We start from the raw sequence: 24696 nt of genomic DNA on the forward strand, positions 1-24696 counted from the left end.
GTAGGAACGCTATCTTCGGTTGATAGCGTTCTCTGCTGCAGCTATGTTCTTGCGTAAATGGTCAGGGTTGATGGTGCCAATAATCGCGGATGTTACGCCTGGATGAGCAAAGATATAGTCAAAACTGGCTTGTACAGGGTCTCCGTTTGAAGCCGCACAAATATGCCCTGATGCGAGTGCCTTTTTTAGTAAAATACCTTTGTTATTTTGTGCAGCATAATCAAGCACAGGTTCCTCCTCTGTGTGATCTAAGTTATACGTGACCATTGCACAATCTGATTGTTGCAGCGCTAAAAGTCCACCCTCGATAGTTTTGGTCGACATCCCGCTTGCGCGTATCTTTCCTTGAGCTTTTAACTCATTTAACGCTTGAAGTGTGCCGTAGCGCTCTATGATTTCTACATCATTACCGTCGGAATGGATTAGCAACATATCAATATAATCGGTATCAAGGCGTTTTAAGCTACGTTCTACACTAAATTGCAGATGTTCAGGGGTGAAAATATAGCTGGATTGACCTGTTGAGTTATCAAACTCTTCGCCTGCTTTTGAACAGATAATCCAGTCTTGCCGCTGTCCTTTGAGTAACTTACCTAAACGCTCTTCACTATTTCCATAAGCGGGCGCTGTATCGATTAAATTAATCCCTAACTTTTTAGCTAGAGCAATAAGATCGCTGGCTTCCTTATCGCTAGGCAATACAAAATGTGTAGGATATTTTACGCCCTGATTTCTGCCGAGCTTGACGGTTCCCAAGCCAAGGGGGGAGATATTTAAACCCGTATTAGCCAACTGACGTTTTAGCAAAATAGAGTCTCCCAAACAGGCTCTGCGGTTTCAGGTTTTGGCAGTATTTGTAGGGGCTGTAAGCTATTACTTTCTACTGTTTGGCTAGGTTGATCACATAAAGATAATACTTGATCGGCAAGGTCGGGAGAGAGCGCTAGTTTAGTGGGCCAAGCCACAATACAGTTACCTACTTTTTCTGCATAAGCGGAATCTGGCCTTACCAGTGCTGATTGTTTAGGTTCTGCACGGTTAATATGGAAAGCGGCCCATTCTGCTTTAGATAGATCAACCCAAGGCAGCAGTGTGGCAAGCTCCTCTTTCGCGAAGGCTATCTGTTCTTGCTCTGTACGGTCCATGCCTGTTTCTGCGACGTTACCCCCTAAATACCATATATGTTTACCATCTTTACAGGGGTGCGTTGTGATGGTTGCGACTGGTTTACTGCCGGTGCCAATACAGTGGGCATAGGTTGGTAGGTCGTATTGGTGTTTGACCATTACCATATGCAAAGGGCGACGCTGCATTTCGGGTTGGCGGATATCTAGTGTTTTAGCTAGTGCTTCAAAACCTTCACCTGAAGTGAGTACTAAATTATTAGCTTCTAAGTGGAGATTTTGGGTAGGAAAGAAAATTCCTTTGATGGTTTTACCGTCGCTCTTAATCTGAGCGTTAGTGATATCGGCCTGATAGATTCTATTTTCTACTGGTTGGCGTAGCTTGTTGATGACACTAGGGATGTCTAAAACCAGCTCATTTAGACGATATAGCGAACCTTTGAACTGTTTGTTTTTGAATACCTGTGGGCGCTCATTAGCGGAAACTTCTTCAACCCTCCCTCTAAAAGCTTTGGTCGCAAAGAATGTTGTCATGCGAGAGCCAAGAGAGCCTTTTGACCACATATAGTGGGCATCTGAAAGGATATTTACACCGTTTAGGTTGATCTCACCTTGGCCATCTAAGCAGTCACGCCAGCGTTGAGGCATCTCTTTAATTGTATTTGAGGCCTGTGTCAGAACACCGCTCAGTGCGTATTTGGTGCCGCCATGAATAATGCCTTGAGAGCGTATTGATTGCCCTCCACCTAAGGTGCTTTTTTCCAGCAAAATAGCATTAAAACCTGCGTTAACTGCACGATTTAATGTCCATAGGCCCGCGATACCGCCACCTATAATAATTAGGTCAAGCTTTAGGGTGTTCATAAAAGGCTTCGTTGCAAAAGTTTAGTGGGTCATTATAGGCAAGTGCAGGGGGCGCTGGCTAGGTTATCAGGATTGATGAGAAAAATGACTTAAGGTATAGAAACCATGTAAGCATGATATAATTGCTGTCTTTTGTTTGTGGCTGAAAAACTGTAATGAATCGTCTGCTCTATACCTTTTTATTTTATCTCGCGCTGCCTTTTATTTTAGGCCGGTTATGGTGGCGAGGTTTGAAGGCACCCGCTTATAGAGAGCGCTGGCTAGAACGGTTGGGTTTGTTTAAACCTAAAAACAAGATGGGCAAGCAGCCGCTCTGGATTCATGCTGTTTCTGTCGGTGAGGTTCTAGCTATAGTGCCTCTGGTTAAGCTGATTCAGGCGCGTTATCCAGATATACCTATTGTGATGACAACTATGACGCCGACAGGGGCTGAACGAGTAAAGGTAAATTTTGCTGATACTGTGACCCACTACTACTGTCCATATGATCTTCCTTGTGCTCTCAAACGTTTTATTAAAAAGCTAAATCCTCGGGCCTGCGTAATTGTAGAAACTGAGCTATGGCCGAATCTTGTTAATAGTTGCGCACACAGTGGTATTCCTTTACTGGTTGCGAATGCACGGTTGTCTGAACGCTCAGCTAGAGGTTATATGCGATTTAGTACATTGGCGCGGCAGATGTTAGAACAGATCAATATGATAGCCGTACAAAATGAGATTGATGGCCAACGGTTTTTAGATTTAGGTCTGCCTTCTCGCTCTATGTCGGTCACTGGGTCAATCAAATTTGATGTTAAAGCGCCAGAAGGAAGTGAACGTTTGGCCTACGCATTGCGCCAGATGTGGGGCGAATCACGGAAAGTCCTCATTGGTGCGAGCACCCATGAGGGAGAGGAATCAGAATTGATTGCGGTTTATCAGCAACTACTATCCGATTACCCCGATCTTTTATTAGTGGTTGTGCCGCGTCATCCTGAACGTTTTGATCGGGTAGCAGAGCTAATTAAGCAAGCGGGTCTGAAATTAGCGAGGCGTAGTTTAGGGCAGCAGCCGGAGAGTCGCACCCAAGTTTATCTGGGCGATACTATGGGAGAGTTAATGAAACTATTGGCTGCTGCAGATATCGCTTTTGTTGGCGGCAGTTTGGTTGAGCGTGGCGGACATAACCCACTGGAACCTGCGGTGTTAAAAAAGCCCGTTATTATGGGACCACACTATTTTAACTTTCAGTTGATCTGCGACTCTCTTCAGCAAGCTGGTGGCTTAACGGTTGTGAGTGATGCCGATGGACTTGCTGGCGAGCTAAGGCGTCTGTTAGACGATACGGAGCGGTTGAGCAGCCAGGGGCAGGGAGGGTATCAATTTGTTATGCAAAATCAGGGCGCATTAGAGAAACTATACGCCCTGACGGATGAATACTGCTTAAAGGATTAAGCGTTTTCTGACGTTCGGCGATCCATCTCTTCACATAACCAGTGGCCGATAAAAATATGAGCTTCTTGGATGCGTGCGGTTTCATCGGATGGTATACGGATGAGCTGATCAGCAATCTCATTGAGTTGGCCGCCATGAGAACCCGTCCAAGCCCAGGTTTTGCAACCTATTTCAGATGCTGCTTTGATGGCATCAATAATATTTGCGCTATTACCTGATGTAGATATACCAATGATGAGATCTTCTGGTTTAGCTAATGCTTGAATTTGGCGGGTAAAAACAGTGTCAAAGCTGTAATCATTACTATGGGCGGTCAGTATTGATGTGTCTACCGTCAGGGCGATGGCTGATAAAGGCTTTCTTTCGGCTTTGTAACGAACAACAAATTCGGCGGCTAAATGTTGGCTGTCAGCTGCGCTACCGCCATTGCCCATAAAAATAAGTTTACCGCCTTTTTGAAGGCAAAGATCGATCTGCTCTACCAGTTGCTCGGTTTCAGCTTTGATTGTTTGTAGTTTGTTAAAGGTATCGAAGTGGCGCTGCAATGCATTATCAAATGACATGTTTATGCCCCTGCCAAATCAAATTCAAGGGTCTCGCCCGCTTGTTCACTAAATGCGCGGGTCAGGAAGGGACTGAGTTGCTCTCCATTACTGTCTAATACCCAGCTGGCTTGTTCCGCATCATAGTCAAAATGGTAACCGCCGCTTTTAGTGGCAAGCCAGAGCTGTTTAACAGGAGCTTGTCGGGTGAAAATAAGCTGAGTTTTGTTTTCGCAGATAATGGTCAGTATGCCACCACCTTGTAGTACATCTATATCTGTTTCAGCTTCATCTAGAATCTCTTCAATTTGTTCTAAGGTTGCGTCAACACGATCGTTAAATTCACTCTCAGTCATTTCTCACTCCGGCTAGTTAAAGCCTTCAAACATGGGCTATGGCATAGGAGTATATCAAGCTAAACTGAAAATCCGAAGAATGATTCTCATTATACCGTCGTGTTTCTGCCTGCATTTAGCTAAAAAAGGTTATTTTATTTGTCTTTAAATAAGGTTTTTTTAACTAAATTTGAAAACGGTTTTATGAATATTTCTGGTTATAGGTATAATCGATAGATTATGCCGTTTATTTGGGGAAAGCTGCTGTGAAAGCACAGACGAAATGTATTGGGTTGGTCATGTTGTTAAGCTTACTTATCTTGGGTGGTTGTGGTCAAAAAGGCCCTTTGTATCTGCCTAGTGAAGAAGCAGATAAAAATTCACAGCAGAAATAGAATGTTAAGAGATTTTTAATGGATACATTTGAGTATAGAAACGAACAGCTTTGCTGTGAAGAAGTGGCTTTGACGCAAATTGCTGAAGAGTTTGGCACCCCAACCTATGTTTATTCAAGAGATGCACTAGAACGCGCTTATCTTGCTTATGCAGAAGCTTTAGAAGGGCGAGATGCTCTCGTATGCTATGCAGTAAAAGCGAATTCTAATATTGCAGTATTGAATGTATTAGCTCGTTTAGGCGCTGGTTTTGATATTGTTTCTGCAGGTGAGCTTGAACGGGTTTTAAGAGCGGGTGGCGATGCTTCTAAAGTCGTTTTTTCAGGGGTAGGCAAACAGCCTTACGAGATTATTCAAGCGCTTAATGCGGGGATCCGCTGTTTTAATATTGAGTCAGAAGCTGAATTAGTTCGTGTTAATGATGTGGCTGCTGCTGAAGATAAAATTGCCGCTATATCATTTCGTGTAAATCCTGATGTTGATGCGGGTACACACCCTTATATATCTACAGGGTTAAAAGATAATAAATTTGGTATTGATATTAATGAAGCTGTACGGATTTATAAGCGTGCAGCAGAGATGAGCAATGTTGATATTGTTGGTATGGATTGCCATATCGGTAGTCAGTTGACTGAAGTTGCGCCATTCTTGGATGCTCTTGATCGTGTTTTGGTTTTAGTTGATAAGTTGGCTGAAGAAGGCATTAAGGTTAAACATTTAGATTTAGGTGGGGGACTTGGTGTTTGTTATACCGACGAAGAACCGCCTACTCCGCAAGAGTATATCGCTGCTGTTTTAGAGAAATTAGGTGATCGTGAGTTAGGGTTGATTTTTGAGCCGGGCCGTTCGATTGCTGCAAATGCTGGCGTGATGCTAACGCGAGTTGAGTTTTTGAAGTGCACGGATGAGAAAAACTTCGCCATAATTGATGGCGCAATGAATGACCTTATACGCCCTGCGCTATACAGTGCTTATCAAGATATTATTCCAGCCCTTTTGCGGGAGGGTGGAGAAACTAAATCTTGGGATCTAGTGGGCCCGGTTTGTGAAACGGGTGACTTTTTAGGTAAAGATCGCGCTCTAAATTTAGAGCCAGGTGACCTGTTGGCGGTTTGCTCTGCCGGTGCTTATGGTTTTGTGATGGCATCTAATTACAACAGCCGTGGTCGCCCAGCTGAAGTGATGGTTGATGATAGTCAGCACTATCTTATTCGGAAACGTGAAACTTTGACGGATCTTGTTAGAGGTGAGCAACTTTTACCTAAAGATCGTTAGGAGCTTTATCTATGTTAGTTCGTTTCACTAAAATGCATGGGTTAGGTAATGACTTTATGGTGCTGGATCTTGTTACTCAGCGTATTAAAGTGACACCTAAACTTGTAAAAAAGCTCAGTGACCGGCACTTAGGTGTTGGTTTTGATCAGCTACTCATTGTTGAGCCGCCGACAGAGCCCGATGTTGATTTTCGTTATCGGATTTTTAACCAAGATGGCTCGGAGGTTGAAAACTGCGGTAATGGCGCTCGCTGTTTTGCTAAGTTTGTGCGTGATAAACGGCTTACAGGTAAAACGACTATTACTGTGCAGACGGCCAATGGACGTGCACAACTGAAGGTTCATCCCGATAAAAAGGTTGAAGTGGATATGGGGGCGCCTATTCTTCAACCGGAGGCTATTCCATTTGTAGCTAATCAGCAGGCAATTACCTATTCCGTTGATCTGGATGTGAAAGGTGAGACACAGACTGTTGAGCTGAGTGCTGTTTCTATGGGTAACCCTCATGCTGTTTTGTTGGTTAATAGTACAGATGAAGCCCCGGTAGAAGTCTTGGGGCCGCTTTTGGAGGCTCACCCACGGTTCCCAGCCAAAGCTAATATTGGCTTTATGCAGGTACTTAATCGTAATGAAGTTAATCTACGTGTATTTGAGCGTGGCGTAGGGGAGACCCAAGCCTGTGGCACAGGTGCCTGTGCAGCCGTTGTTGCAGGGGCATTGCGTGGTAAGCTTGATATGCCAGTTACTGTTCATCTACCTGGTGGTGATTTGCAAATTGAATGGCATGGTGAGGAACAGCCCGTTATTATGACTGGGCCTGCAACAACAGTTTTTGAAGGACAGGTTTTTATATGAGTGATCAATTAGAACAGCTGACAGAGGCAAAGGTTGCTGATTTTTTACAGCAGAATCCGGACTTTTTTACTCGTAATGCTAAGTTGCTAGAAAAGTTATATGTACCTCATGATACAGGTCGAGCTGTTTCGTTAGTCGAGCGCCAGACGACTGTATTGCGCGAGAAAAATCAGAATCTTACGTCACATCTTTCAGATCTGATCGATATTGCTCGTCATAATGATGTTCAGTTTGAAAAAACTAAACGCATGGTACTTGCCTTGCTCGAATCTGAAACATTAGATGATATAGCTGTCGCTATTGATGAAAGTCTTTGTCAGGATTTTGCGAGTGATACAACCTCATTGATTTTATTTACCCATAAACCTTTGGATGTCAATAATTTGCGTCTGATGGATCAAGATAGCGCTAGTGTTATCAGTGGGTTGATGAGTACCAATCTTCCGAGCTGTGGACAATTAAGTAAGGCTGAAAACGAGTTTATTTTTGCGGCTGACGCGATCAAAGTGCAATCTGCGGCGGTAGTGCCTTTAGTTCAGGGAGAGGCTTTAGGTTTATTGGCTGTCGGTAGTTTTGATCCTAATTATTTCACAAGTAGCCAAGGAACTGTTTTGCTTAGTTACGTTGGTGAAGTGTTAAGTCGTGTTGCTTATCGGATTATGCGCCAACAGGAATATTAAATTTTCACACAACAAGATGGAGAAGATAGTTTGAAGGAAGCTCAGCTTGAGCAGTTTTTGCACTATCTCTCTACTGAAAAGCAACTGTCTCATCATACGCTGGATAACTATGCACGTGATCTTGCAAAGTTTAGTGACTTCATTGATGAGCAGGACCTATCTCAGTGGGCTGATGTAGAAGCCAAACACGTTCGCCAGTTTGTGGCTAAAATTCATCGGCAGGGGCTATCTGGCGCTAGTATTCAACGGGCGCTGTCTGCTACGCGTAGTTTTTATCGTTTTCTTGCCCGAGAGCGCCTAGTCGAGCAAAACCCTGCGCTTGCGGTTCAGGCGCCAAAATCATCACGTAAACTTCCTAGTACACTGGATGCAGATCAGATGGTCCAGTTATTAGATATTCCTATTATTGATGCAGTATCTGCTAGAGATACTGCAATTATGGAGTTGATCTATTCATCGGGTTTGCGTATCTCTGAACTTGTTAGCTTAGATATGCATAGTATCGATTTAGCGGACCATAGCTTAAGAGTTACCGGTAAAGGCAGTAAAATGCGTATGTTGCCTATTGGCGGTAAAGCGATTGCGGCGATTGATCGCTGGTTGGATTATCGGCATGAGCTGGCCGATTATAGCGAGAGTGCGCTTTTTGTTAGCAAACGGGGTAGTCGTATCTCGGTTAGGGCCGTGCAGCAGCGTATGGATTACTGGGGTAAACGGTTAGGGCTGCAAGGCAAAGTTCACCCTCATCGCTTGAGACATAGTTTTGCGAGTCACATGTTGGAATCCAGTGGAGATCTACGTGCTGTGCAAGAACTTTTGGGGCATGAAGATATCTCCACGACCCAGATCTATACTCACTTAGATTTTCAGCATTTAATGCAGGTTTATGAAGGTGCGCATCCTAGGGCACATAAAAAGGCAAAGAAATGATTAAATGTATTACCTTTGATCTTGATGACACTTTATGGGCTGTTGATCCCGTTATAAAACAGGCCAATCAGACAATGTTTGATTGGTTGGCTCAATATGCGCCTGCGTTTACTCGCTGCTATCAGTTAAAGGATTTAGCCCTATTAAGAACGATTGTTTTGTCGGAACAGCCTGATATTGCCCATAGTGTGACTCAAATTAGAATGGCTCAATTACGCTTTGGTTTAGAGAAGGCGGGCTATTCGGCGCAAGATGTTGAGTTATTAACAGAGCAAGCCTTTGATGTTTTTTTACATGCGCGCCAGCAAATTAGTTTTTTTGAACATGCCCGCGAGATGTTGTCGGCGTTAAAGGAACAAGGTTATTTACTGGGTGCGTTAAGTAATGGGAATGCAGATATACATAAAGTGGGTTTGTCAGATCTTATGGATTTTCAGTTCAAAGCCGATGATGTAGGTGCGATGAAGCCCCACCCGCTCATGTTTGAGCAGATGTTAGCGTATACAAACTTGCGTCCCGAGCAAGTTGTACATGTAGGTGACAACCCAGAGCATGATATTGTGGGAGCTGAAGCCGCAGGTTTGTGGACAATCTGGGTTAACCTGAAGCAAGACGCTCATATCCCAAATGCCAGCAAAGAAGTAAATTGCTTGAGTGAAATAGTGGTAAAAGTTGAAGAAATTAGTGAGGAGGCTGTTAATAAGGTGGTTTTGTAAGTATCCATTCCAAATGGATTATAAAGTACAACCTGTTGTCCTATCCTTTTTTAATGTCAGTTTTCTTACTTTACTGTGAACAATTTATTAATTCTTTTGTCTTAAGTGCAGTTTCCTATAAAATGAGCTCCACTTTAGTGCACCAAAGGCAGCGGTACGTTGCTAACTTCAGACTCGGGGTATGGTGTATTCTTTCTAGCTATTTGAATTAAATGGATTATTGTAATGCAGTCATTTGCAATGCTAATGCTACGCTCTCTGTTTTATTTATTATTTATTGTGGGTGTAGTGCACGTTTTTTCAATGGAAGGCTACTCCCAATTGAGGAACAGTGATTATGGTGAGCATTCGACCACTGAATATATGCATGACGCGTTTGCATTTATTAGCTGTGTGGTGTTTTTTATAGCGGCAAAATTAAGCCAGTCGCTCAGGCCTGCACTTGTAGTGGTGGCGACATTAGTTGGTTTAATGCTGATCCGAGAATTTGACGCATTTCTGGACGATAACTTTTTTGATGGGGCTTGGCAGGTATTAGTTTACAGTTCTATCGCAGCGTCGGCATTTTACTTGTTTAAGCAGTCTTATCCCATCAAGGAGTCCTTGATTGAATTTTCCCGTTCTGCCAGTGCTGGTATTTTTCTGAGCGGGATTCTGGTTGTTTTGGCCTTCTCAAGATTGTTTGGCCGAGGTTCGTTTTGGGAAGCTGTCATGGGTGATGGTTATGTGCGAGTGGTAAAAAATATAGCGGAAGAAGGTACAGAGTTAATGGGTTATTCGTTGCTGGTTATCGCAGCAGTGGAACTTTTGTGGCAAGTAATTAGCAAAAGACGAGCGGATAAGGTTTAACAAAGACTCAGCAGATGGGCATAAAAAAAGCGTGGTATGAAGTGACCCCCAATAGTTGGACAACCAACTCTGGGGGTTTTTATGGCAAAGTACAGCAGAGCATTTAAAATTGCTGCAGCTAAACAATACCTTAACGGTACATCTTCCCTATCATTGGGAGCTGAACTAAACGTTCCCGCTTCTCTGATTCGTTACTGGACTCAGATTTACCGGTTTCATGGTGAGACCGCTTTTCAACCTCCCATCTCCCCTTATTGCGCACAAGATAAACTTCGCATGCTTAATAAAATGTGGGCAGAACAATGGTCTTTAGGTTATACAAGCGCATACTACAATCTCGTATCCCCTGGTACTCTCTATGTTTGGCAGCGCCGCTATAGGTCTTCAGGCATAAAGGGATTAGAACCCAGTAAACGCGGAAAAACGTTTATGACACAACAGTCGTCACCCCCTCAGTCCTCAAAAATTAGTGAGATGACGCCCGAGGAAATGCAAAAAGAGCTTGAATACCTTAGAGCGGAGAACGCTGTTCTAAAAAAGTTAGATGCCTTGTACCTGAAAAAACAATCTCAAACCAAGAGAAAGCGTTAATCGTTCAGGAACTCAAGGCGACATTTAAGCTGACGCTTCTTTTGAAAGCGTGTGAGTTATCACGCAGTGTCTTTTACTATCAGTGTCAGGCGCTGCAGAAGCCTGATAATTACGCTCGAGAGAAAGTAGTGATTCGTCAAATTTTTGATGAACACAAGGGACGTTATGGCTACCGACGGATTCTATTGGCATTACGGGCTTTCGATATATGGTTAAATCATAAGACGGTACTGCGTCTGATGACGGCGCTGAAATTAAAGTCGATCGTTCGTCCTAAGCGCTATCAGTCCTATAAAGGCGATATAGGAAAAGGAGCACCACATGTACTGCAGCGTAATTTTGATGCGCAGAAGCCTAATGAGAAATGGGTAACGGATGTCACAGAATTTAATGTTAAAGGCCAAAAGATTTATCTGTCTCCAATCATTGATCTGTTTAATCGGGAAGTAGTGACGTATAGGACAGCAAAGTCTGCACGTTTACCGTTAGTTACAGATATGCTTGAGGAGGCCGTTGAGGGGCTTAAAGAGTGTGAGTGTCCGATATTTCACAGCGATCAGGGTTGGCAGTATCGAAATCCACTGACTCAGAAAATTCTTTCTGAGAGAGGTCTTACACAGAGTATGTCAAGAAAAGGGAACTGTTTGGATAATGCGGCCGCCGAAAGCTTTTTCGCCGTACTCAAAACAGAGATGTATCATCAACAAGAGTTTAAGAATGCAGACGACCTGATAAATCAGATCGACGAGTACATCGAGTATTACAATACAAAACGTATTAAAGTAAAACTAAAAGGCCTGACTCCGGTTGAATACCGCAAGCAGGCCTTATTAACAGCCTAATAAAAAAGTGTCCAACTTTATGGGGTCACTTCAGTATGCCACGCTTTTTTTATGTGTAACAGTTTATGTCGCTGCAAATGTAGGTCAACGTAGGCTGTTATGGGGGCTTATCTGGACTGATGGTGACTTGATTTTTAATCGACAAGCTAAGGTCATTATTGCCTTTGCTATCTAGCTTAAAGAAATATCTCTAGCAGATCATTTAAGAATAAGCGGCCTTGTTGAGTCGGTACTAAGCGATTATGGGATGCGCTTAGTAGCCCTCTCTTTATTGCGCTATCGAGCAGTGGTGATAGTGTGGGTAGTGGGATACCTGTACGTTCAGAAAATAACTGTTTAGGTACTCCTTTATGTAAGCGCAGGGCGTTCAACATAAACTCAAAAGCACGATCACCTTGTTCTATAAGCTCATGACCTACCAGTCGGCTACTAGGTTGCATATAAGCTTTAGGTTGTTTCTGTTTCCAACGACGAATAATTTGTTGTTCTTCTAATAAAGTGATTTTGCCGTGGGCACCTGCCCCTATGCCTATGTAATCACCGAAGGTCCAATAGTTTAAGTTATGTTGTGATGGAGTATTCCCTTTAGTGTAAGCGGATATTTCATATTGTTCGAATCCTGCTTGTTGGATGTGCTGGAGCCCTTTTTCTTGAATGGACCATAGTGTTTCATCCACCGGAAGTTGAGGTGGTTTGGCATGAAACTCTGTATTTGGCTCGATAGTGAGCTGATACCACGAAAGGTGATCGGGTTGAAGATCAATAGCTTGCTGTAGATCGGCTAAGGCATCATCTTCTGTTTGGTTGGGTAAACCGTGCATAAGATCTAAATTCAGCTTAGGGAAGAGCTCACGCGCTAAGGCTGCTGCTTTTATCGCTTCGTCTGCACAATGAATACGTCCTAGGGCTGTTAGCTGTGAATCATTAAAGCTTTGGATGCCGATAGACAGGCGATTGATGCCTGCTTCTCTGTAGCCAATAAATTTATTTCTCTCAAAAGTACCTGGATTTGCCTCCAGAGTAATTTCTGCGTCGGTGCGGATAGGAATGATAGTGTGGATTTTCTGTAGTAAGTGTTTATAGCTATCGGCACTGAATAAGCTGGGGGTTCCTCCACCAATAAAGATACTCTGTATCTCACGGCCTTGGGCAAATTGGCGCTCGTCATTTAAGTCATCAAGCAGTGTTTTAATATAACCGGCTTCGGGTAAAGCCTCACGCTGAGCATGGGAATTAAAGTCACAATAGGGGCATTTCTGCACACACCATGGTACGTGTATATAAAGTGAGAGTGGTGGGAGTAGAAGGCTCATAGGAGATATTAATCGCTCAGTTCGATGTTTTAATCGATGCTAAATAAGGAGCTATCGTCTTTTTGAGCAGTGCTACAGCTTGCCCACGGTGACTGACTTTGTTTTTCTGTGTTGGGCTTAGTTGAGCTGATGCGCTATTTAATTCAGGCACCCAAAACAGCGGATCATAACCAAAGCCTTGTTCTCCGCATTCTTTTTCAAGAATGATGCCGTCCCAGGTTCCTTGGCAAATTAAAGGGGTGGGATCGGTTGCATGGCGCATAAAGGCAAGTACACAGCGAAAACGTGCGCTGCGTTGCTCTGCCCCTAAACCAGTTAGTTTTTCTAATAGCAATGCATTATTTTTTGCATCGTTGGCATCTAAACCTGAGAAACGGGCAGAATAGATTCCCGGGGCTCCATTGAGGGCATCGACTTCAAGACCTGAATCATCTGCTAGTGCAGGTAAACCGGTAATTTTTGCGGCATGACGGGCTTTTAAAATTGCATTTTCAACAAAGCTTTGACCTGTTTCGTCGGCATCGGGGACATCAAATTGGGCTTGTGGAATGACTTCTACATTGAGTTCACTTAGTGCGTGGTTGAACTCATTTAGTTTCCCTTTATTTCCACTAGCTAAAACAATCTTCTGGACCATGTTTGCTGCCTTTTTCTTATGTAGCGCTTTTAATTAAGTGGGGGTATACAAAAAAAGTGTGCATGATATGCACACTTTTTCATGACCTTTAGTGAAGTTTAGTCTTCGTAAAAACGTTGTTCAAACTTAACCGTGAAGGCGGGTTGATTTGGATCGGGCTGTACATCTAGAGCCAAACGAAAGACTTGGCTGTTGGTGAATCCAAAATGAGCTAAATAGTAGATTGCGCTACCTTCATCTATTTTTTTAAACGCTAGTTTCTGAGGTTGATCCGCCAGGTTAGTGGCTGTTCCGGTGACAACTGCTTGTACAGGTATTTTTTGATTGCCGTCAACTTTAAGAACTGAGACGTTGATTAATGCTCTGCGTTTGCTTCGTGATATGCCAATGTTTTTAGCAACATCAGGTTGTATAAAGGTGCTATTAAAGGCGTTGTAATGTATCTCATAGTTTCCATGGGATACATATTGATCTGCAAATAGCGGTTGGCTGATTAAAGTGACCACTGCTAGTAGTGTCGTAACTGCCCATTTAGCTAGTTGATTCATAATTTCCCCATTTATTTTGTGATTCTATAAATAGCAATTTCACCCAGCATATTTGGCCATAGATGAATCCACCAACGATGCTGGTGTTCATTATCTACAACTGTTCGTTCCATGATATATATATTGCGTTCTACACATAGTCGCTCAAAGTCTTTAAATGTACAGAAGTGGGTATTGGGTGTGTTATACCAAGTATAGGGTAGGAACTTAGAAACAGGCATTTTTCCGCGGAATGCAAGGTAGCCTCGTGCTCGCCAATGGCCGAAATTTGGAAAAGTGACGATACATTCTTTGCCTATGCGCAGCATTTCATCAATGATTTCATCGGGACGCATCATGATTTGAATCGCTTGGGTCATGATGACGGTGTCAAAAGTATTATCTTTGATTGAGGCTAGGCCTTCCTCGATATCTTTTTCAATAACGTTAACGCCTTTGCCTATACATTCGGTAATGTTCTCTGGGCCTATTTCTAAGCCGTAACCTGATGCTTTTTTCTCGCTATGTAAATAGTGCAGAAGCTCACCATCACCACAGCAGAGGTCGAGAACTCGCTTTCCGGGCTCTACCCAGTCTTTAATTAAGTCTAAATCTGCGCGCATTATGAGGGCTCCTTGCTGGTCAGGCTGCTAGTATCAGCTTCTACCCGTTGCATATAGGCGTTAAAGACATCAAGGTAGCGAGGAATCGGGATTAAGAAAGCATCATGGCCTTGCGCCGCTTCGATTTCCGCATAACTAACCTGTTTATCGGCATCAACTAAGGCGTCCACAATCTCTCGTGAGCGTTCAGGAGAGAAGCGCCAATCAGTGGTAAAAGAGATCACCATAAATTTCGCTTTTGCTTTTGCCAGCACCTCAGACAAGGGCTTGCCCTCTGTAGCGGTTGGATCAAAGTAATCCAATGCTTTTGTCATAAGCAGATAAGTATTGGCATCAAATTCAGTAGAGAAGCGCTCTCCTTGATAGCGAAGGTAAGATTCCACCTCAAATTGAGGGGTGAAATCATAACTAATTTGACCTGATCGAAGTTCTCGACCAAATTTACTCCGCATACCATCATCAGAAAGGTAGGTAATATGCCCCAGCATGCGAGCGAGCATTAAGCCAACTTTCGGCACTTCATCTTGAGCATAGTAATGGCCATCATGAAACTGTGGGTCTTTACTGATTGCTTGTCTTGCCACTTCGTTAAAGGCGATATTTTGTGCAGAGAGCTTGGCTGCAGCGGCGATGACCATACAATGGCGAAGACGGTCTGGGTAATTGATCGACCATTGTAACGCTTGCATGCCGCCTAAACTTCCGCCGATAACGGCTGCAAATTGTTCGATCCCAAAATGGTCAGCTAAACGGGCTTGGCTCTCTACCCAATCATCAACGGTGATGATTGGGAAATCCGGGCCGTAAGGCTGACCAGTTTCAGGATTGGGTTGATTTGGGCCACTGGAACCATGACAACCACCAAGGTTGTTAAGGCCGATAACGAAAAACTTATTTGTATCTATCGCTTTGCCTGGACCTATAGCAGAATCCCACCAGCCGGGTTTTTTATCTTCGTGACTGTGGTATCCAGCAACATGATGGTTTCCAGAGAGTGCGTGGCAGATCAAAATAGCGTTGGAACAGTCTGCGTTTAGCTCGCCATAGGTTTCGACCATAAGGTGGTAGCTATCAAGTACTCGGCCGCAACTGAGTTGTAAGGGTTCATTAAAATCAATTTTTTGAGGTTGGACGATTCCAACAGAATCTTCTGGAATAACAGCTGGCATTTCTCAACTCGACTCTTTAAATACTATCTATCAACAGGCCATGTAATGACCTTAAGCTTATCCATTTTCTTTAGGCGAGCGTCACATCTCATAAAAGATGAGCAGGTGATTGAGAGGGATGTAAGATAATGCAGCCACGTTATTGAATCTCGATATTCAGTTGTTCAGGAATTTTCTTTGGTTGAGCTATTTTAACGCGTTTTTGACGTGCAAGCTCACCCTTGATAACACTTACTGCATTCTTAGCTACGCCAAACTGTTTAGCAAGGAATTTAATAAGATGAGCGTTTGCTTTGCCATCCACTGGGGGAGCGGTAATGCGAATTTTTAGGCTATCGCCATGTAAACCGTAGAACTCATCTTTACTTGCTTTAGGTTGTAAATGGCAGTTCAGTAAAAGGTTATCTGACTGCCATTGGTACCAGTTCATATTAATAGAGCAACCTGCCTAATTGAGACTGTAAAATTTGGATGACGATAAAGATTAGAATAGGCGATAAATCTAAACCACCAATAGGTGGGATCACTTTTCGGGCTAAAGAGAAGACGGGTTCTGTTAACTGTTGAATCAACTGAGGACCCGGATGGTAGCTTCCTGGAGCAATCCAACTGATAACTACAGAGGCTAGTACAGCCCAAAAGTAGATATTTAAGATAGCATCGATGACACCTACAACAGAATACATTGATAATTGTAGGATATTAGGCATAGCTAAGCCTGATACAAGAACAAGCAGAGAAACTACGGCCATCTTCACGGCGACAGCATAAAGCAGGGCCGAGGGATCAATTTTACCTATCCGTGGAATGATGCGACCTATCGCGATAATAGGAACATTGGTTAATTTGGCAATCGCTTGTGAAATCGGATTGTAGTAGTCAGCATGGGATACCTGTAACAAAAAGCGAAGGACAACGATAAATGCGTACATCTCGCCTAGTGTTCGGATAATCAAAATGATTGGATCCTGTGCCATGATAATTCCTATATGACTAAATTAAGTTAAAGAGAACAAGCCCCTGTTTTGCAACAGTATAAAAGTATAAGAGTATAGAAGCTTGTCTCATCGAGTTGAAATTTATATTAGGTTTCGTATGTTAATCTTTGCCCAGTTCTTCAGCCAGTTCAACTGAGCGATCATTACAGGCTTTCATTGCCGTATCAAACAGGTCCGGTAAGCCGCCCTCTATAAAACGTAATATAGCTTGCTCAGTGGTACCTTTAGGTGATGTGACACGACGACGGAGTTCAGCTGGATCTACATCACTATTTAAGGCCATTTTTGCAGCGCCGAGTGCAGTTTGTAGTGTAAGTTGAGTCGCTGTCTCATCGGATAAGCCTAAGTTTTTACCCGCAGCAATCATCGATTCCATCACTAGGAAGTAGTAAGCAGGGCCAGAGCCTGATACTGCGGTGACGGCATCCAGTTGTGATTCCTGTTCAACCCAAATTGCGATGCCTATAGCTTGCAGCACGGTTTCTGCTTGTAAGCGTTGTTCTGGGGAAACTTGATGGTTGGCGTATAGAGCACTCGCACCTGTTTTTACCAAGGCGGGTGTATTTGGCATGCAACGTACAATGGCAATGTCACTGCCTAGCCATTTATCAATACTTGGAGCAAGAATGCCGGCAGCAATAGAAACGATTAACGGTTTCTGTGTCTGAACTGTTGCTGCAATACCCTGTGCAACTGTCTTTAATACTTGAGGTTTAACGGCTAAGACAACTAAATCAGCGGCGGCTACAGCTGCATTATTATCTGATGTCGTGTGTAAGCCCTGCTTGGCAAGATCGGCTAAGCCTGTGATATCTGGCTCACTTGCCCATATCTTATCTGCTGGGTAGCCATTACTAAGTAAGCCGCCAATAATAGCACGAGCCATATTGCCAACACCGATAAATGCAAGAATGGGTTGTGAGTTCACAGTTAATTCCTTACTTATAAATTTAATGGGGTATTCATCTCAAATACAGAGCTTACTTTTACTAGTTTTTTGGCCGTTGACCAAAAATGGCAGTGCCTATTCTAACGATGGTTGCACCTTCTGCAATGGCTGTATCCATATCGCCAGACATACCCATAGATAATGTATCAAGGTGAGGGTAAACCGCTTGTAATTCAAGCTGTAAGGATTTCATTTTAGCAAAGGCTGCTTTTTGCTCATTAATATTATCGGTTGCTTTCGGAATAGCCATTAAACCTCGTAAACAGAGGTTAGGTAATCTGTGAATATCAGCGGCTAGAGTGGGTAACTCCTCAGGTAAACAGCCGGATTTACTCTCTTCCTCGCTAATATTAACTTGTATGCAGATATTCAGTGGTGGAAGTGCTGTTGGACGTTGCGCTGAAAGGCGCTGTGCTATTTTTAAGCGTTCTATTGTATGCACCCAGGTGAAATTTTCTGCAATCGCTTTGGTTTTATTGGATTGGATAGGACCAATGAAATGCCAACAGATATCGAGGTCAGTTAATTCTGCAATTTTATCGAGGCTCTCTTGTAGATAATTCTCACCAAAATTTCGCTGTCCCTGTTGATAAGCTTCTCTCAGATCTCCTGATGGGCGTGTTTTACTGACTGCGAGCAGGGTTATTTCACTGGCTGTTCTGTGGGCGTTTTGAGCGTTTATTTCCAATTGTTGGCGAACTTGAATCAGGTTCTCTGCTATTCTTGACATATATTTGTGACCTAAGCGATTGGATTGCGCGCGGCTTTCTGCTAGAACTAACATAAATAAAAGCAGCTCCGGTTTACAGGAACGTTATGGATATTACCGAACTTTTATCATTTACCGTACAGCAAGGCGCGTCTGACCTACATATTTCTGCTGGTATGCCTCCCATTATTCGTGTTGATGGCGAGGTTCGTCGTATTAAACTTCCCTCTTTAGATCATAAACAGGTGCATACGCTGATTTATGACATTATGAACGATAAACAGCGTAAAGAGTATGAAGATACGCTTGAAACTGATTTCTCGTTTGAGGTGCCAGGTCTTGCACGTTTTCGTGTTAATGCGTTTAACCAAAACCGTGGTGCGGGCGCTGTTTTTCGTACAATCCCGAGTAAAGTATTGACGCTAGATGACCTCGATATGGGGAAAGTTTTCAGAGACCTATCTGAGCTTCCAAGGGGACTTGTACTTGTGACTGGGCCCACAGGTTCGGGTAAGAGTACAACCTTAGCGGCAATGATTGATTATGTGAACGACACCCGCGCCGATCATATTCTTACTATTGAAGATCCCATCGAGTTTGTGCACGAAAGTAAGAAATGTTTAGTCAACCAGCGAGAAGTGCATCGAGATACCCATAGTTTCGCAAATGCATTGCGCTCAGCGTTACGTGAAGATCCGGATATTATTCTTGTCGGTGAGATGCGAGATTTAGAAACTATTCGTCTTGCTTTAACTGCGGCAGAAACGGGGCATCTCGTCTTTGGAACACTACATACCACCTCGGCGGCTAAAACAATTGACCGTGTGATCGATGTTTTCCCAGCAGCAGAGAAAGATATGGTCCGCTCAATGTTATCTGAGTCGCTGATGGGCGTTATCTCCCAAACGCTATTGAAAAAACCTAAAGGGGGGCGTGTTGCTGCCCATGAAATTATGATTGGTACGCCTGCCATTCGTAACTTAATTCGTGAGGCTAAAGTTGCGCAGATGTATTCAGCGATACAAACGGGTGCTTCGTTTGGTATGAAGACATTGGATCAATCTCTGCAAGAATTGGTTCAAAAAGGTATGATATCCCGAGAAACGGCCCGAGAACGTGCAGCAAATCCGCAGCAGTTTTAAGTACGTGGCTTATCTGGAGTTTAGGAGAAGAGCGTGGATTTTACGCAATTACTGAAAGTAATGGTAGAAAGGGATGCTTCGGATCTCTTCGTGACTGCGGGTGCGCGTCCGACGATAAAGGTCGATGGTACGTTAAAGCCGTTAACTAAAGATACGTTAAAGCCGTCTCAGGCACGGGCGTTAGTCTATAGTACGATGAACGACAAACAGCTGGCCGAGTTTGAAGGTTCGCATGAGTGTAACTTTGCGATCAGTGCACCGGGTTTAGGTCGTTTCCGTGTGTCAGCCTTTTTTCAGCGAAACTCTGCCGGTATGGTCCTTAGGAAGATTAATAATCATATCCCCTCTTTAGAAGAGCTAAATCTCCCTCCTATTCTCCGTGATCTTTCCATGACAAAGCGCGGTTTGATTCTGTTTGTGGGGGGGACCTCAACCGGTAAATCTACTTCCCTAGCTTCAATGATTGATTACCGTAATACCAATCATCGCGGACATATCATTACGATCGAAGACCCGATTGAATATATCCATGAGCATAAGCAAAGTATTATTACTCAGCGTGAAGTGGGTATAGATACAGAATCTTTTGATACTGCGTTGAAAAATACGCTGCGTCAGGCTCCTGATGTCATTTTGATGGGGGAAATTCGTACGCGAGAAACGATGCAGCATGGTATTGTATTTGCTGAAACAGGTCATCTTACGTTGGCCACGCTACATGCGAATAATGCCAACCAAGCGTTAGATCGAGTGATTAGTTTCTTTCCAGCAGAACACCATGATCAGTTGTGGATGGATCTATCATTGAACCTGAAAGCGATTATAGCTCAGCAACTCCTACCGACTAAGGATGGTAAGGGACGTCGAGCCGCGATTGAGGTCTTGATTAACACACCTTTGATTCAAGACCTTATCCGTAAAGGTGAAGTCCATGAGATAAAAGAGGTGGTGAAAAAATCTACAAACTTGGGGATGCAGACGTTTGATCAGGCTCTTTTTGCGCTCTATAAAGATGGTGAAATTACTTATGACGTAGCTTTGGCCCATGCAGACTCACCTAATGATCTTCGCTTGATGATTAAACTCAATTCAGATACAAATCCGGGTTTAGGTGTGGATGATGGGCAGTCTTTCCATCTTCAGGAAGAGGAAGATTATCTTCATAATGAAGGTGATGCTAACGTCAGCGGGATGTAGCTTTTAATAGGTTGTATGTTGTAAAAAGCCGGCGTAATCACTCCGGCTTTTTTGTGTGTCACTTATATAACTTACAGGTCTAATTGGCTGAATAGACAACTTGGCCATTATGAAGCGTATTAGTTACTTTCCCTTTTAGAGGATGGTCCATAAACGGGGTGTTTTTGCCTCGGGAGTAGCTTGTTTCAGGTGTCAGCATCCATTCCGCTTTAGGATCGAAAATACATATGTCTGCTTTACGTCCAATGGCTAAATTACCTGCGTCTAAACCTAATATAGCCGCTGGCGCTAGTGTTAGTTTCTCAATCAGTTGTGGCAGGTCTAACATCTCTTGCTCTACAAGCCATAAAGATAAAGATAGTAAAGTTTCAAGCCCAATCATACCTGGCTCTGTATCAGCAAAGGGCGCTTCTTTTGCAGCTCGCTCGTGGGGCTGATGGTCGGAACAGATTGCTTGAATTGTGCCGCTTATTAAACCTTGGATCAAACCGGCTCTGTCCAATTGACTGCGAAGCGGAGGTATTAGGTGGAAATTATTATTGAAGCCATTAACGTTTTCATCAGTTAACAATAAATTTTGAATAGATACATCGGCAGTGACTGGAAGTCCTCTCTCTTGCGCTTCTGCGATCATGCGTACGGAGCGTTCACAGGAAAGCTGTCCAAAGTGTGCTCTTACGCCGGTTTGCTCTGTTAACAGCAAGCAGCGAGCGACTTCGACGGTTTCTGCAGACTCAGGGATACCATTGAGGCCCAGACGAGTACAAGTACTGTCATCATGCATACAACCACCCTGTGCTAACGCTGCATCTTGAGCTTGAAATACGACTAAGAAGTCATGAGTTGCTGCGTACTCTAAACAGCGGGTAAGCACAAGGGAGTTAGCAATAGCGTTGCGGCTGTTTGTAAAAGCTATGCAGCCTGAGGAGGCAAGTGCATGCATAGGTGAGAGTTGCTCACCCTCAAGTGCTTTTGTTAAAGCACCCATGGGATGAATCGTAAGTTTTCCAGCCTCTGTGCAGCGATCTTTAATGAGCTTGGCAACGGCGGGTGTGTCGATAATTGGATTGGTTGTGGGTGGGGTGATCATCGTAGTGATCCCACCGGCAACCGCTGCCATTGATTCTGTTTTTATAGAACCTTTCTGAGATGGGCCTGGCTCACGAGCGTGGGCGCATATATCAATTAAACCGGGGCAGACAATTTTATCACTGGCATCGATTAACTCATCAGCTACAAAGCCTTCAGGCGCTGTGTTTATGCTGGCAATATGACCATTAGAAATATAGAGATCAGTAATGCTGTCGATCTTATTGGCTGGATCGATGAGTCGTCCGTTTTTAATAAGGATATTCATGAATCTTATACCTCCGTCCCATTATTATTGGAACGGCTCTTTGTTTGTCCGCTTACAGCCATAGACATCACAGCCATTCTAACGGCAATGCCATTGGTTACTTGGTCGAGAATCAATGATCGATCACAATCGGCCACTGATGAGGCAATTTCGACACCGCGATTAATGGGGCCGGGGTGCATTACAACCGCATCTGGCTTAGCTAGAGCTAATTTATCCATAGTTAAACCGTACAGTTTGTAAAATTCACTTTCGCTTGGTAATAGCGCGCTATTCATACGTTCTTTTTGTAGTCTAAGCATCATTACTACATCTACATCTTTAATGCCTTGTTGCATGTTGGTGTAGACCTTTACGCCAAGACTTTCTATATGGTGAGGGAGTAAAGTATTCGGTGCAATGACGCGAATGTCCTCCACGCCTAATGTGCGGAGAGCGTGAATTTGTGAGCGAGCAACCCGTGAGTGCAGAATGTCGCCGACAATAGCAACAGATAGCGGCTCAAATGCACCTTTTGCTTGGCGAATGGTAAGCATATCTAACATTGCTTGGGTTGGATGAGCGTGGCGACCATCCCCTGCATTAATTACGGCAACGTCTGGGGTAACATGCTCCGCGATAAAATGGGCCGCTCCGCTGCTTGAATGGCGTACAACAAACATATCCGAGTGCATCGCATGGAGGGTCATTAAGGTGTCCTTTAATGTTTCCCCTTTTGATGTGGATGAGGTGCTTATATTGAGATTAAGTACATCGGCAGAGAGTCGTTTAGCCGCGAGTTCAAAAGTTGATAGCGTGCGGGTACTGGCCTCAAAAAATAGGTTTACGACGGTTTTTCCGCGTAACAGAGGAACCTTTTTTACCTGTTTGGCACCCAGATCTACAAAAGAGTCGGCGGTATCTAGAATTTCAGTTAACACCTCTCGAGAGAGGTGTTCCGTTGTAATGAAGTGTTTTAACTCGCCATCTTTAGTGAGTTGAACCTGACTAGGATCCGTGTGTTCAAGCATGATGTTCACTCAGTCTTTTGATCTGTTACGGATTTCCAGGGCAAGAGGCTCTGGACCGGTAAGTTTTACTATTTGATCTGGATTTATCACTAAGTTCCCGCCGATGATATCGGCTTGTATAGGAAGTTCGCGTTGTTGCAGATCAAGCAGTGTAATAAGGGTAACGGAGGCTGGGCGTCCGTAATCGAATAGTTCGTTTAGCGCTGCTCGGATTGTCCTACCGCTCATAATAACATCGTCGACGAGTAAAATGTGTCGGCCTTCTGTTGTGCAGGGAAGGTTAGATGGTTGAACTTTGGGGTTTAAACCCGCTTGATCAAAGTCATCACGGTGAAATGATATATCTAAAGTGCCAAGGGGGCTCTTGATGCCTAAGTCTTGATGCAGCTTTTGAGCTAGCCATGCGCCTCCTGTATGTATACCGATCATCAGAGGGTCAGTTTTGTTGTTTTTGGCTAGCAGATCGGTAAGTTCCTGCTTCATTTTATCTAGCAGTGCTGAGGTGTTAAGGGTGCTTGAGATCATATACTTCTTCCAAACGAGTATGGCTAGGAATGTGAATATCGCAATTAAACCAGCTTTCTAGAATAAGTTGAGCAGCAATTCCATCGACGGATTCTTTTTTGAAATTGTCGCTACCGCCTGCGGCGAAATGTATCTCTTTGGCTTCGGCGGTTGATAGACGCTCATCCATCAAGAAGCATGGAATTTTGTAGCGTTCATTTAGGCGGTTTGCAAACTTACGGGCACGGTAGGCCATATCGCTGATTGTCCCGTCATAGTTGAGAGGGATACCTACGATCAGAGCATCAGGAGCCCAATCTGAGATTATTTTGGCTAATTGCTCCCAGTTGGGGATGCCGTCTCTAGCTGCTATAGGTTCAAGTGGGGTCGCGGTGCCAGTAATGGATTGGCCCGTTGCTATACCTATACGTAAAGTGCCGAAGTCAAAGGCCAATGCCTGTTTAACAGAATTGCTCATTTATGCTTAAAACCTTAAAACAGTGGCTCAACTAAGTTGCGTTATAATGATCAGTCTTAAGCGTGCCCCGAATGTGTTGACAGTAGGTCAAGATCTACGCCTAAAATGGATGCTGCTGCCTGCAGCCGTTTACTTGCAGGCATATCGAATAGTATATCTGAATTTGCAGGGCAGCTTAACCATACATTATCAATCATCTCTTCTTCCAATTGATTCGGCCCCCAACTCGCGCAGCCTAAAGCGATTAAGTAATGATGATTGAAGTGGCCTTTTGCCGCCGCTTCTATTGATTCTGTTGATGTGCTGAGACAGATATCGTCGGCAATAAGATGGCTTGATGTCCACTCTAAAGGAGAGTTTGCTTTATGTAATACATAGCCTCGATCACTGTGGAGAGGGCCGCCGCTATAAATCTCTGTTTGTTGGTCAGGCAGTGAGGAGTAGGGTAGGTTGAGGTGTTTGCATAGTTCAATCAGGGTTAAACCAATAGGGCGATTAACAACTAAGCCAAGAGCGCCATACTCACTATGGTCGCAAATATAAGTGACGGTTTGTGAGAAGTTAAGGTCATTTAAATGGGGCATTGAAATTAAAAAATGATTACGTAAACAGTAGCATGAAGAGGTCATAGGTGAGGCTCATATTAAATGCAC

30 protein-coding genes are annotated in these 24696 nt (G+C 43.7%); 12 read left to right on the forward strand and 18 right to left on the reverse strand.

The window, feature by feature from the left end; genetic code table 11:
- Positions 1-9: 9 nt before the first annotated feature.
- Both ACOQOE_RS02265 and ACOQOE_RS02270 read right to left on the reverse strand, forming a co-directional pair.
- Entirely contained in the window at positions 10-807 is a 798-nt protein-coding gene (locus tag ACOQOE_RS02265) for an aldo/keto reductase (protein WP_420554812.1), read from the reverse strand.
- A complete protein-coding gene (locus ACOQOE_RS02270) occupies positions 801-1988 on the reverse strand; it encodes an FAD-dependent oxidoreductase (protein ID WP_420554813.1) in 1188 nt (395 codons plus the stop codon). The genes ACOQOE_RS02265 and ACOQOE_RS02270 overlap by 7 nt, the downstream gene beginning before the upstream one ends.
- A 155-nt stretch (positions 1989-2143) precedes the next feature.
- On the opposite strand from ACOQOE_RS02270, the gene waaA reads away from it, so the two are divergent.
- The gene (waaA, locus tag ACOQOE_RS02275; RefSeq protein ID WP_420554814.1) at positions 2144-3421 is read left to right on the forward strand and encodes a lipid IV(A) 3-deoxy-D-manno-octulosonic acid transferase; all 1278 of its coding nucleotides are present in this window, start codon (positions 2144-2146) and stop codon (positions 3419-3421) included.
- Here the strand turns inward: waaA and ACOQOE_RS02280 are convergent.
- Complete coding sequence (locus ACOQOE_RS02280) at positions 3418-3984, reverse strand: D-sedoheptulose-7-phosphate isomerase (RefSeq protein ID WP_420554815.1); 567 nt, start codon at positions 3982-3984, stop codon at positions 3418-3420. The two genes, waaA and ACOQOE_RS02280, sit on opposite strands and share 4 nt — an antisense overlap.
- Positions 3985-3986: 2 nt before the next feature.
- On the reverse strand, positions 3987-4319 hold the full coding sequence (gene cyaY, locus ACOQOE_RS02285) for an iron donor protein CyaY (protein ID WP_067866692.1): 333 nt from the start codon (positions 4317-4319) through the stop codon (positions 3987-3989).
- A 245-nt stretch (positions 4320-4564) separates the two neighbouring features.
- On the opposite strand from cyaY, the gene lptM reads away from it, so the two are divergent.
- The 9 genes from lptM (at position 4565) to ACOQOE_RS02330 (ending at position 11430) form a co-directional block, all read left to right on the forward strand.
- Positions 4565-4693: an LPS translocon maturation chaperone LptM gene (lptM, locus tag ACOQOE_RS02290; protein WP_075107950.1), complete on the forward strand. Its 129-nt coding sequence runs from the start codon at positions 4565-4567 to the stop codon at positions 4691-4693.
- A gap of 18 nt (positions 4694-4711) precedes the next feature.
- Complete coding sequence (gene lysA / locus ACOQOE_RS02295) at positions 4712-5968, forward strand: diaminopimelate decarboxylase (RefSeq protein ID WP_067866691.1); 1257 nt, start codon at positions 4712-4714, stop codon at positions 5966-5968.
- Positions 5969-5979: 11 nt separating this feature from the next.
- The gene (gene dapF / locus ACOQOE_RS02300; protein WP_067866690.1) at positions 5980-6822 is read left to right on the forward strand and encodes a diaminopimelate epimerase; all 843 of its coding nucleotides are present in this window, start codon (positions 5980-5982) and stop codon (positions 6820-6822) included.
- Positions 6819-7502 carry a DUF484 family protein gene (locus ACOQOE_RS02305; protein ID WP_067866688.1) on the forward strand — a complete coding sequence of 228 codons (684 nt, stop codon included), beginning with the start codon at positions 6819-6821 and terminating at the stop codon, positions 7500-7502. The genes dapF and ACOQOE_RS02305 overlap by 4 nt, the downstream gene beginning before the upstream one ends.
- A gap of 30 nt (positions 7503-7532) precedes the next feature.
- Positions 7533-8432, forward strand: coding sequence for a tyrosine recombinase XerC (xerC, locus tag ACOQOE_RS02310; RefSeq protein ID WP_420554816.1), 900 nt, complete (start codon positions 7533-7535; stop codon positions 8430-8432).
- Positions 8429-9148, forward strand: coding sequence for an HAD family hydrolase (locus ACOQOE_RS02315; protein WP_067866686.1), 720 nt, complete (start codon positions 8429-8431; stop codon positions 9146-9148). Before xerC ends, ACOQOE_RS02315 begins: the two co-directional genes overlap by 4 nt.
- A 225-nt stretch (positions 9149-9373) precedes the next feature.
- The gene (locus tag ACOQOE_RS02320; protein WP_420554817.1) at positions 9374-9997 is read left to right on the forward strand and encodes a hypothetical protein; all 624 of its coding nucleotides are present in this window, start codon (positions 9374-9376) and stop codon (positions 9995-9997) included.
- A gap of 81 nt (positions 9998-10078) precedes the next feature.
- Positions 10079-10588: a helix-turn-helix domain-containing protein gene (locus ACOQOE_RS02325; RefSeq protein ID WP_420554680.1), complete on the forward strand. Its 510-nt coding sequence runs from the start codon at positions 10079-10081 to the stop codon at positions 10586-10588.
- Positions 10588-11430, forward strand: coding sequence for an IS3 family transposase (locus ACOQOE_RS02330; protein ID WP_420555454.1), 843 nt, complete (start codon positions 10588-10590; stop codon positions 11428-11430). The genes ACOQOE_RS02325 and ACOQOE_RS02330 overlap by 1 nt, the downstream gene beginning before the upstream one ends.
- Positions 11431-11606: 176 nt before the next feature.
- Here the strand turns inward: ACOQOE_RS02330 and hemW are convergent, their stop codons facing one another.
- The 9 genes from hemW to ACOQOE_RS02375 form a co-directional block, all read right to left on the reverse strand.
- The gene (gene hemW / locus ACOQOE_RS02335; protein ID WP_420554818.1) at positions 11607-12743 is read right to left on the reverse strand and encodes a radical SAM family heme chaperone HemW; all 1137 of its coding nucleotides are present in this window, start codon (positions 12741-12743) and stop codon (positions 11607-11609) included.
- A gap of 16 nt (positions 12744-12759) precedes the next feature.
- Positions 12760-13380: an XTP/dITP diphosphatase gene (locus ACOQOE_RS02340; protein ID WP_067866683.1), complete on the reverse strand. Its 621-nt coding sequence runs from the start codon at positions 13378-13380 to the stop codon at positions 12760-12762.
- 98 nt (positions 13381-13478) lie between these two features.
- The gene (locus ACOQOE_RS02345; protein ID WP_067866682.1) at positions 13479-13928 is read right to left on the reverse strand and encodes a DUF4426 domain-containing protein; all 450 of its coding nucleotides are present in this window, start codon (positions 13926-13928) and stop codon (positions 13479-13481) included.
- Between the two features lie 11 nt (positions 13929-13939).
- Positions 13940-14530, reverse strand: coding sequence for a methionine biosynthesis protein MetW (gene metW, locus ACOQOE_RS02350; protein WP_420554819.1), 591 nt, complete (start codon positions 14528-14530; stop codon positions 13940-13942).
- Positions 14530-15699, reverse strand: a complete 1170-nt coding sequence (metX, locus tag ACOQOE_RS02355) for a homoserine O-succinyltransferase MetX (protein ID WP_420554820.1) — start codon at positions 15697-15699, stop codon at positions 14530-14532. The genes metW and metX overlap by 1 nt, the downstream gene beginning before the upstream one ends.
- 139 nt (positions 15700-15838) lie before the next feature.
- Complete coding sequence (locus ACOQOE_RS02360; RefSeq protein WP_420554821.1) at positions 15839-16129, reverse strand: DUF167 domain-containing protein; 291 nt, start codon at positions 16127-16129, stop codon at positions 15839-15841.
- Position 16130: 1 nt separating this feature from the next.
- The gene (locus ACOQOE_RS02365; protein ID WP_067866677.1) at positions 16131-16676 is read right to left on the reverse strand and encodes a YggT family protein; all 546 of its coding nucleotides are present in this window, start codon (positions 16674-16676) and stop codon (positions 16131-16133) included.
- Between the two features lie 121 nt (positions 16677-16797).
- On the reverse strand, positions 16798-17625 hold the full coding sequence (gene proC, locus ACOQOE_RS02370) for a pyrroline-5-carboxylate reductase (protein ID WP_420554822.1): 828 nt from the start codon (positions 17623-17625) through the stop codon (positions 16798-16800).
- A gap of 61 nt (positions 17626-17686) precedes the next feature.
- Positions 17687-18376, reverse strand: a complete 690-nt coding sequence (locus ACOQOE_RS02375) for a YggS family pyridoxal phosphate-dependent enzyme (RefSeq protein WP_067866785.1) — start codon at positions 18374-18376, stop codon at positions 17687-17689.
- Positions 18377-18462: 86 nt separating this feature from the next.
- Between ACOQOE_RS02375 and ACOQOE_RS02380 the strand changes: the two genes are divergently transcribed.
- Positions 18463-19497, forward strand: coding sequence for a type IV pilus twitching motility protein PilT (locus tag ACOQOE_RS02380; RefSeq protein WP_067866669.1), 1035 nt, complete (start codon positions 18463-18465; stop codon positions 19495-19497).
- Between the two features lie 33 nt (positions 19498-19530).
- Positions 19531-20694: a PilT/PilU family type 4a pilus ATPase gene (locus ACOQOE_RS02385; protein WP_067866668.1), complete on the forward strand. Its 1164-nt coding sequence runs from the start codon at positions 19531-19533 to the stop codon at positions 20692-20694.
- Between the two features lie 79 nt (positions 20695-20773).
- Here ACOQOE_RS02385 and ACOQOE_RS02390 read toward each other — a convergent pair whose 3' ends face one another.
- The 5 genes from ACOQOE_RS02390 to ACOQOE_RS02410 are packed head-to-tail and all read right to left on the reverse strand — an operon-like array spanning position 20774 to position 24672.
- Positions 20774-22051: a dihydroorotase gene (locus tag ACOQOE_RS02390; RefSeq protein ID WP_420554823.1), complete on the reverse strand. Its 1278-nt coding sequence runs from the start codon at positions 22049-22051 to the stop codon at positions 20774-20776.
- 5 nt (positions 22052-22056) lie between these two features.
- Positions 22057-23061: an aspartate carbamoyltransferase catalytic subunit gene (locus ACOQOE_RS02395; RefSeq protein ID WP_067866663.1), complete on the reverse strand. Its 1005-nt coding sequence runs from the start codon at positions 23059-23061 to the stop codon at positions 22057-22059.
- A gap of 9 nt (positions 23062-23070) precedes the next feature.
- Positions 23071-23586 (reverse strand): bifunctional pyr operon transcriptional regulator/uracil phosphoribosyltransferase PyrR, encoded by a 516-nt coding sequence (gene pyrR, locus ACOQOE_RS02400; protein WP_420554824.1) that lies wholly within the window; start codon positions 23584-23586, stop codon positions 23071-23073.
- Entirely contained in the window at positions 23567-24043 is a 477-nt protein-coding gene (gene ruvX / locus ACOQOE_RS02405) for a Holliday junction resolvase RuvX (protein ID WP_067866659.1), read from the reverse strand. The genes pyrR and ruvX overlap by 20 nt, the downstream gene beginning before the upstream one ends.
- Before the next feature lie 56 nt (positions 24044-24099).
- A complete protein-coding gene (locus tag ACOQOE_RS02410) occupies positions 24100-24672 on the reverse strand; it encodes a YqgE/AlgH family protein (RefSeq protein WP_067866657.1) in 573 nt (190 codons plus the stop codon).
- Positions 24673-24696: the final 24 nt, after the last annotated feature.

The sequence above is a fragment of the Neptuniibacter marinus genome, assembly GCF_965223595.1.
In the GTDB taxonomy this organism is placed as follows: domain Bacteria; phylum Pseudomonadota; class Gammaproteobacteria; order Pseudomonadales; family Balneatricaceae; genus Neptuniibacter; species Neptuniibacter marinus.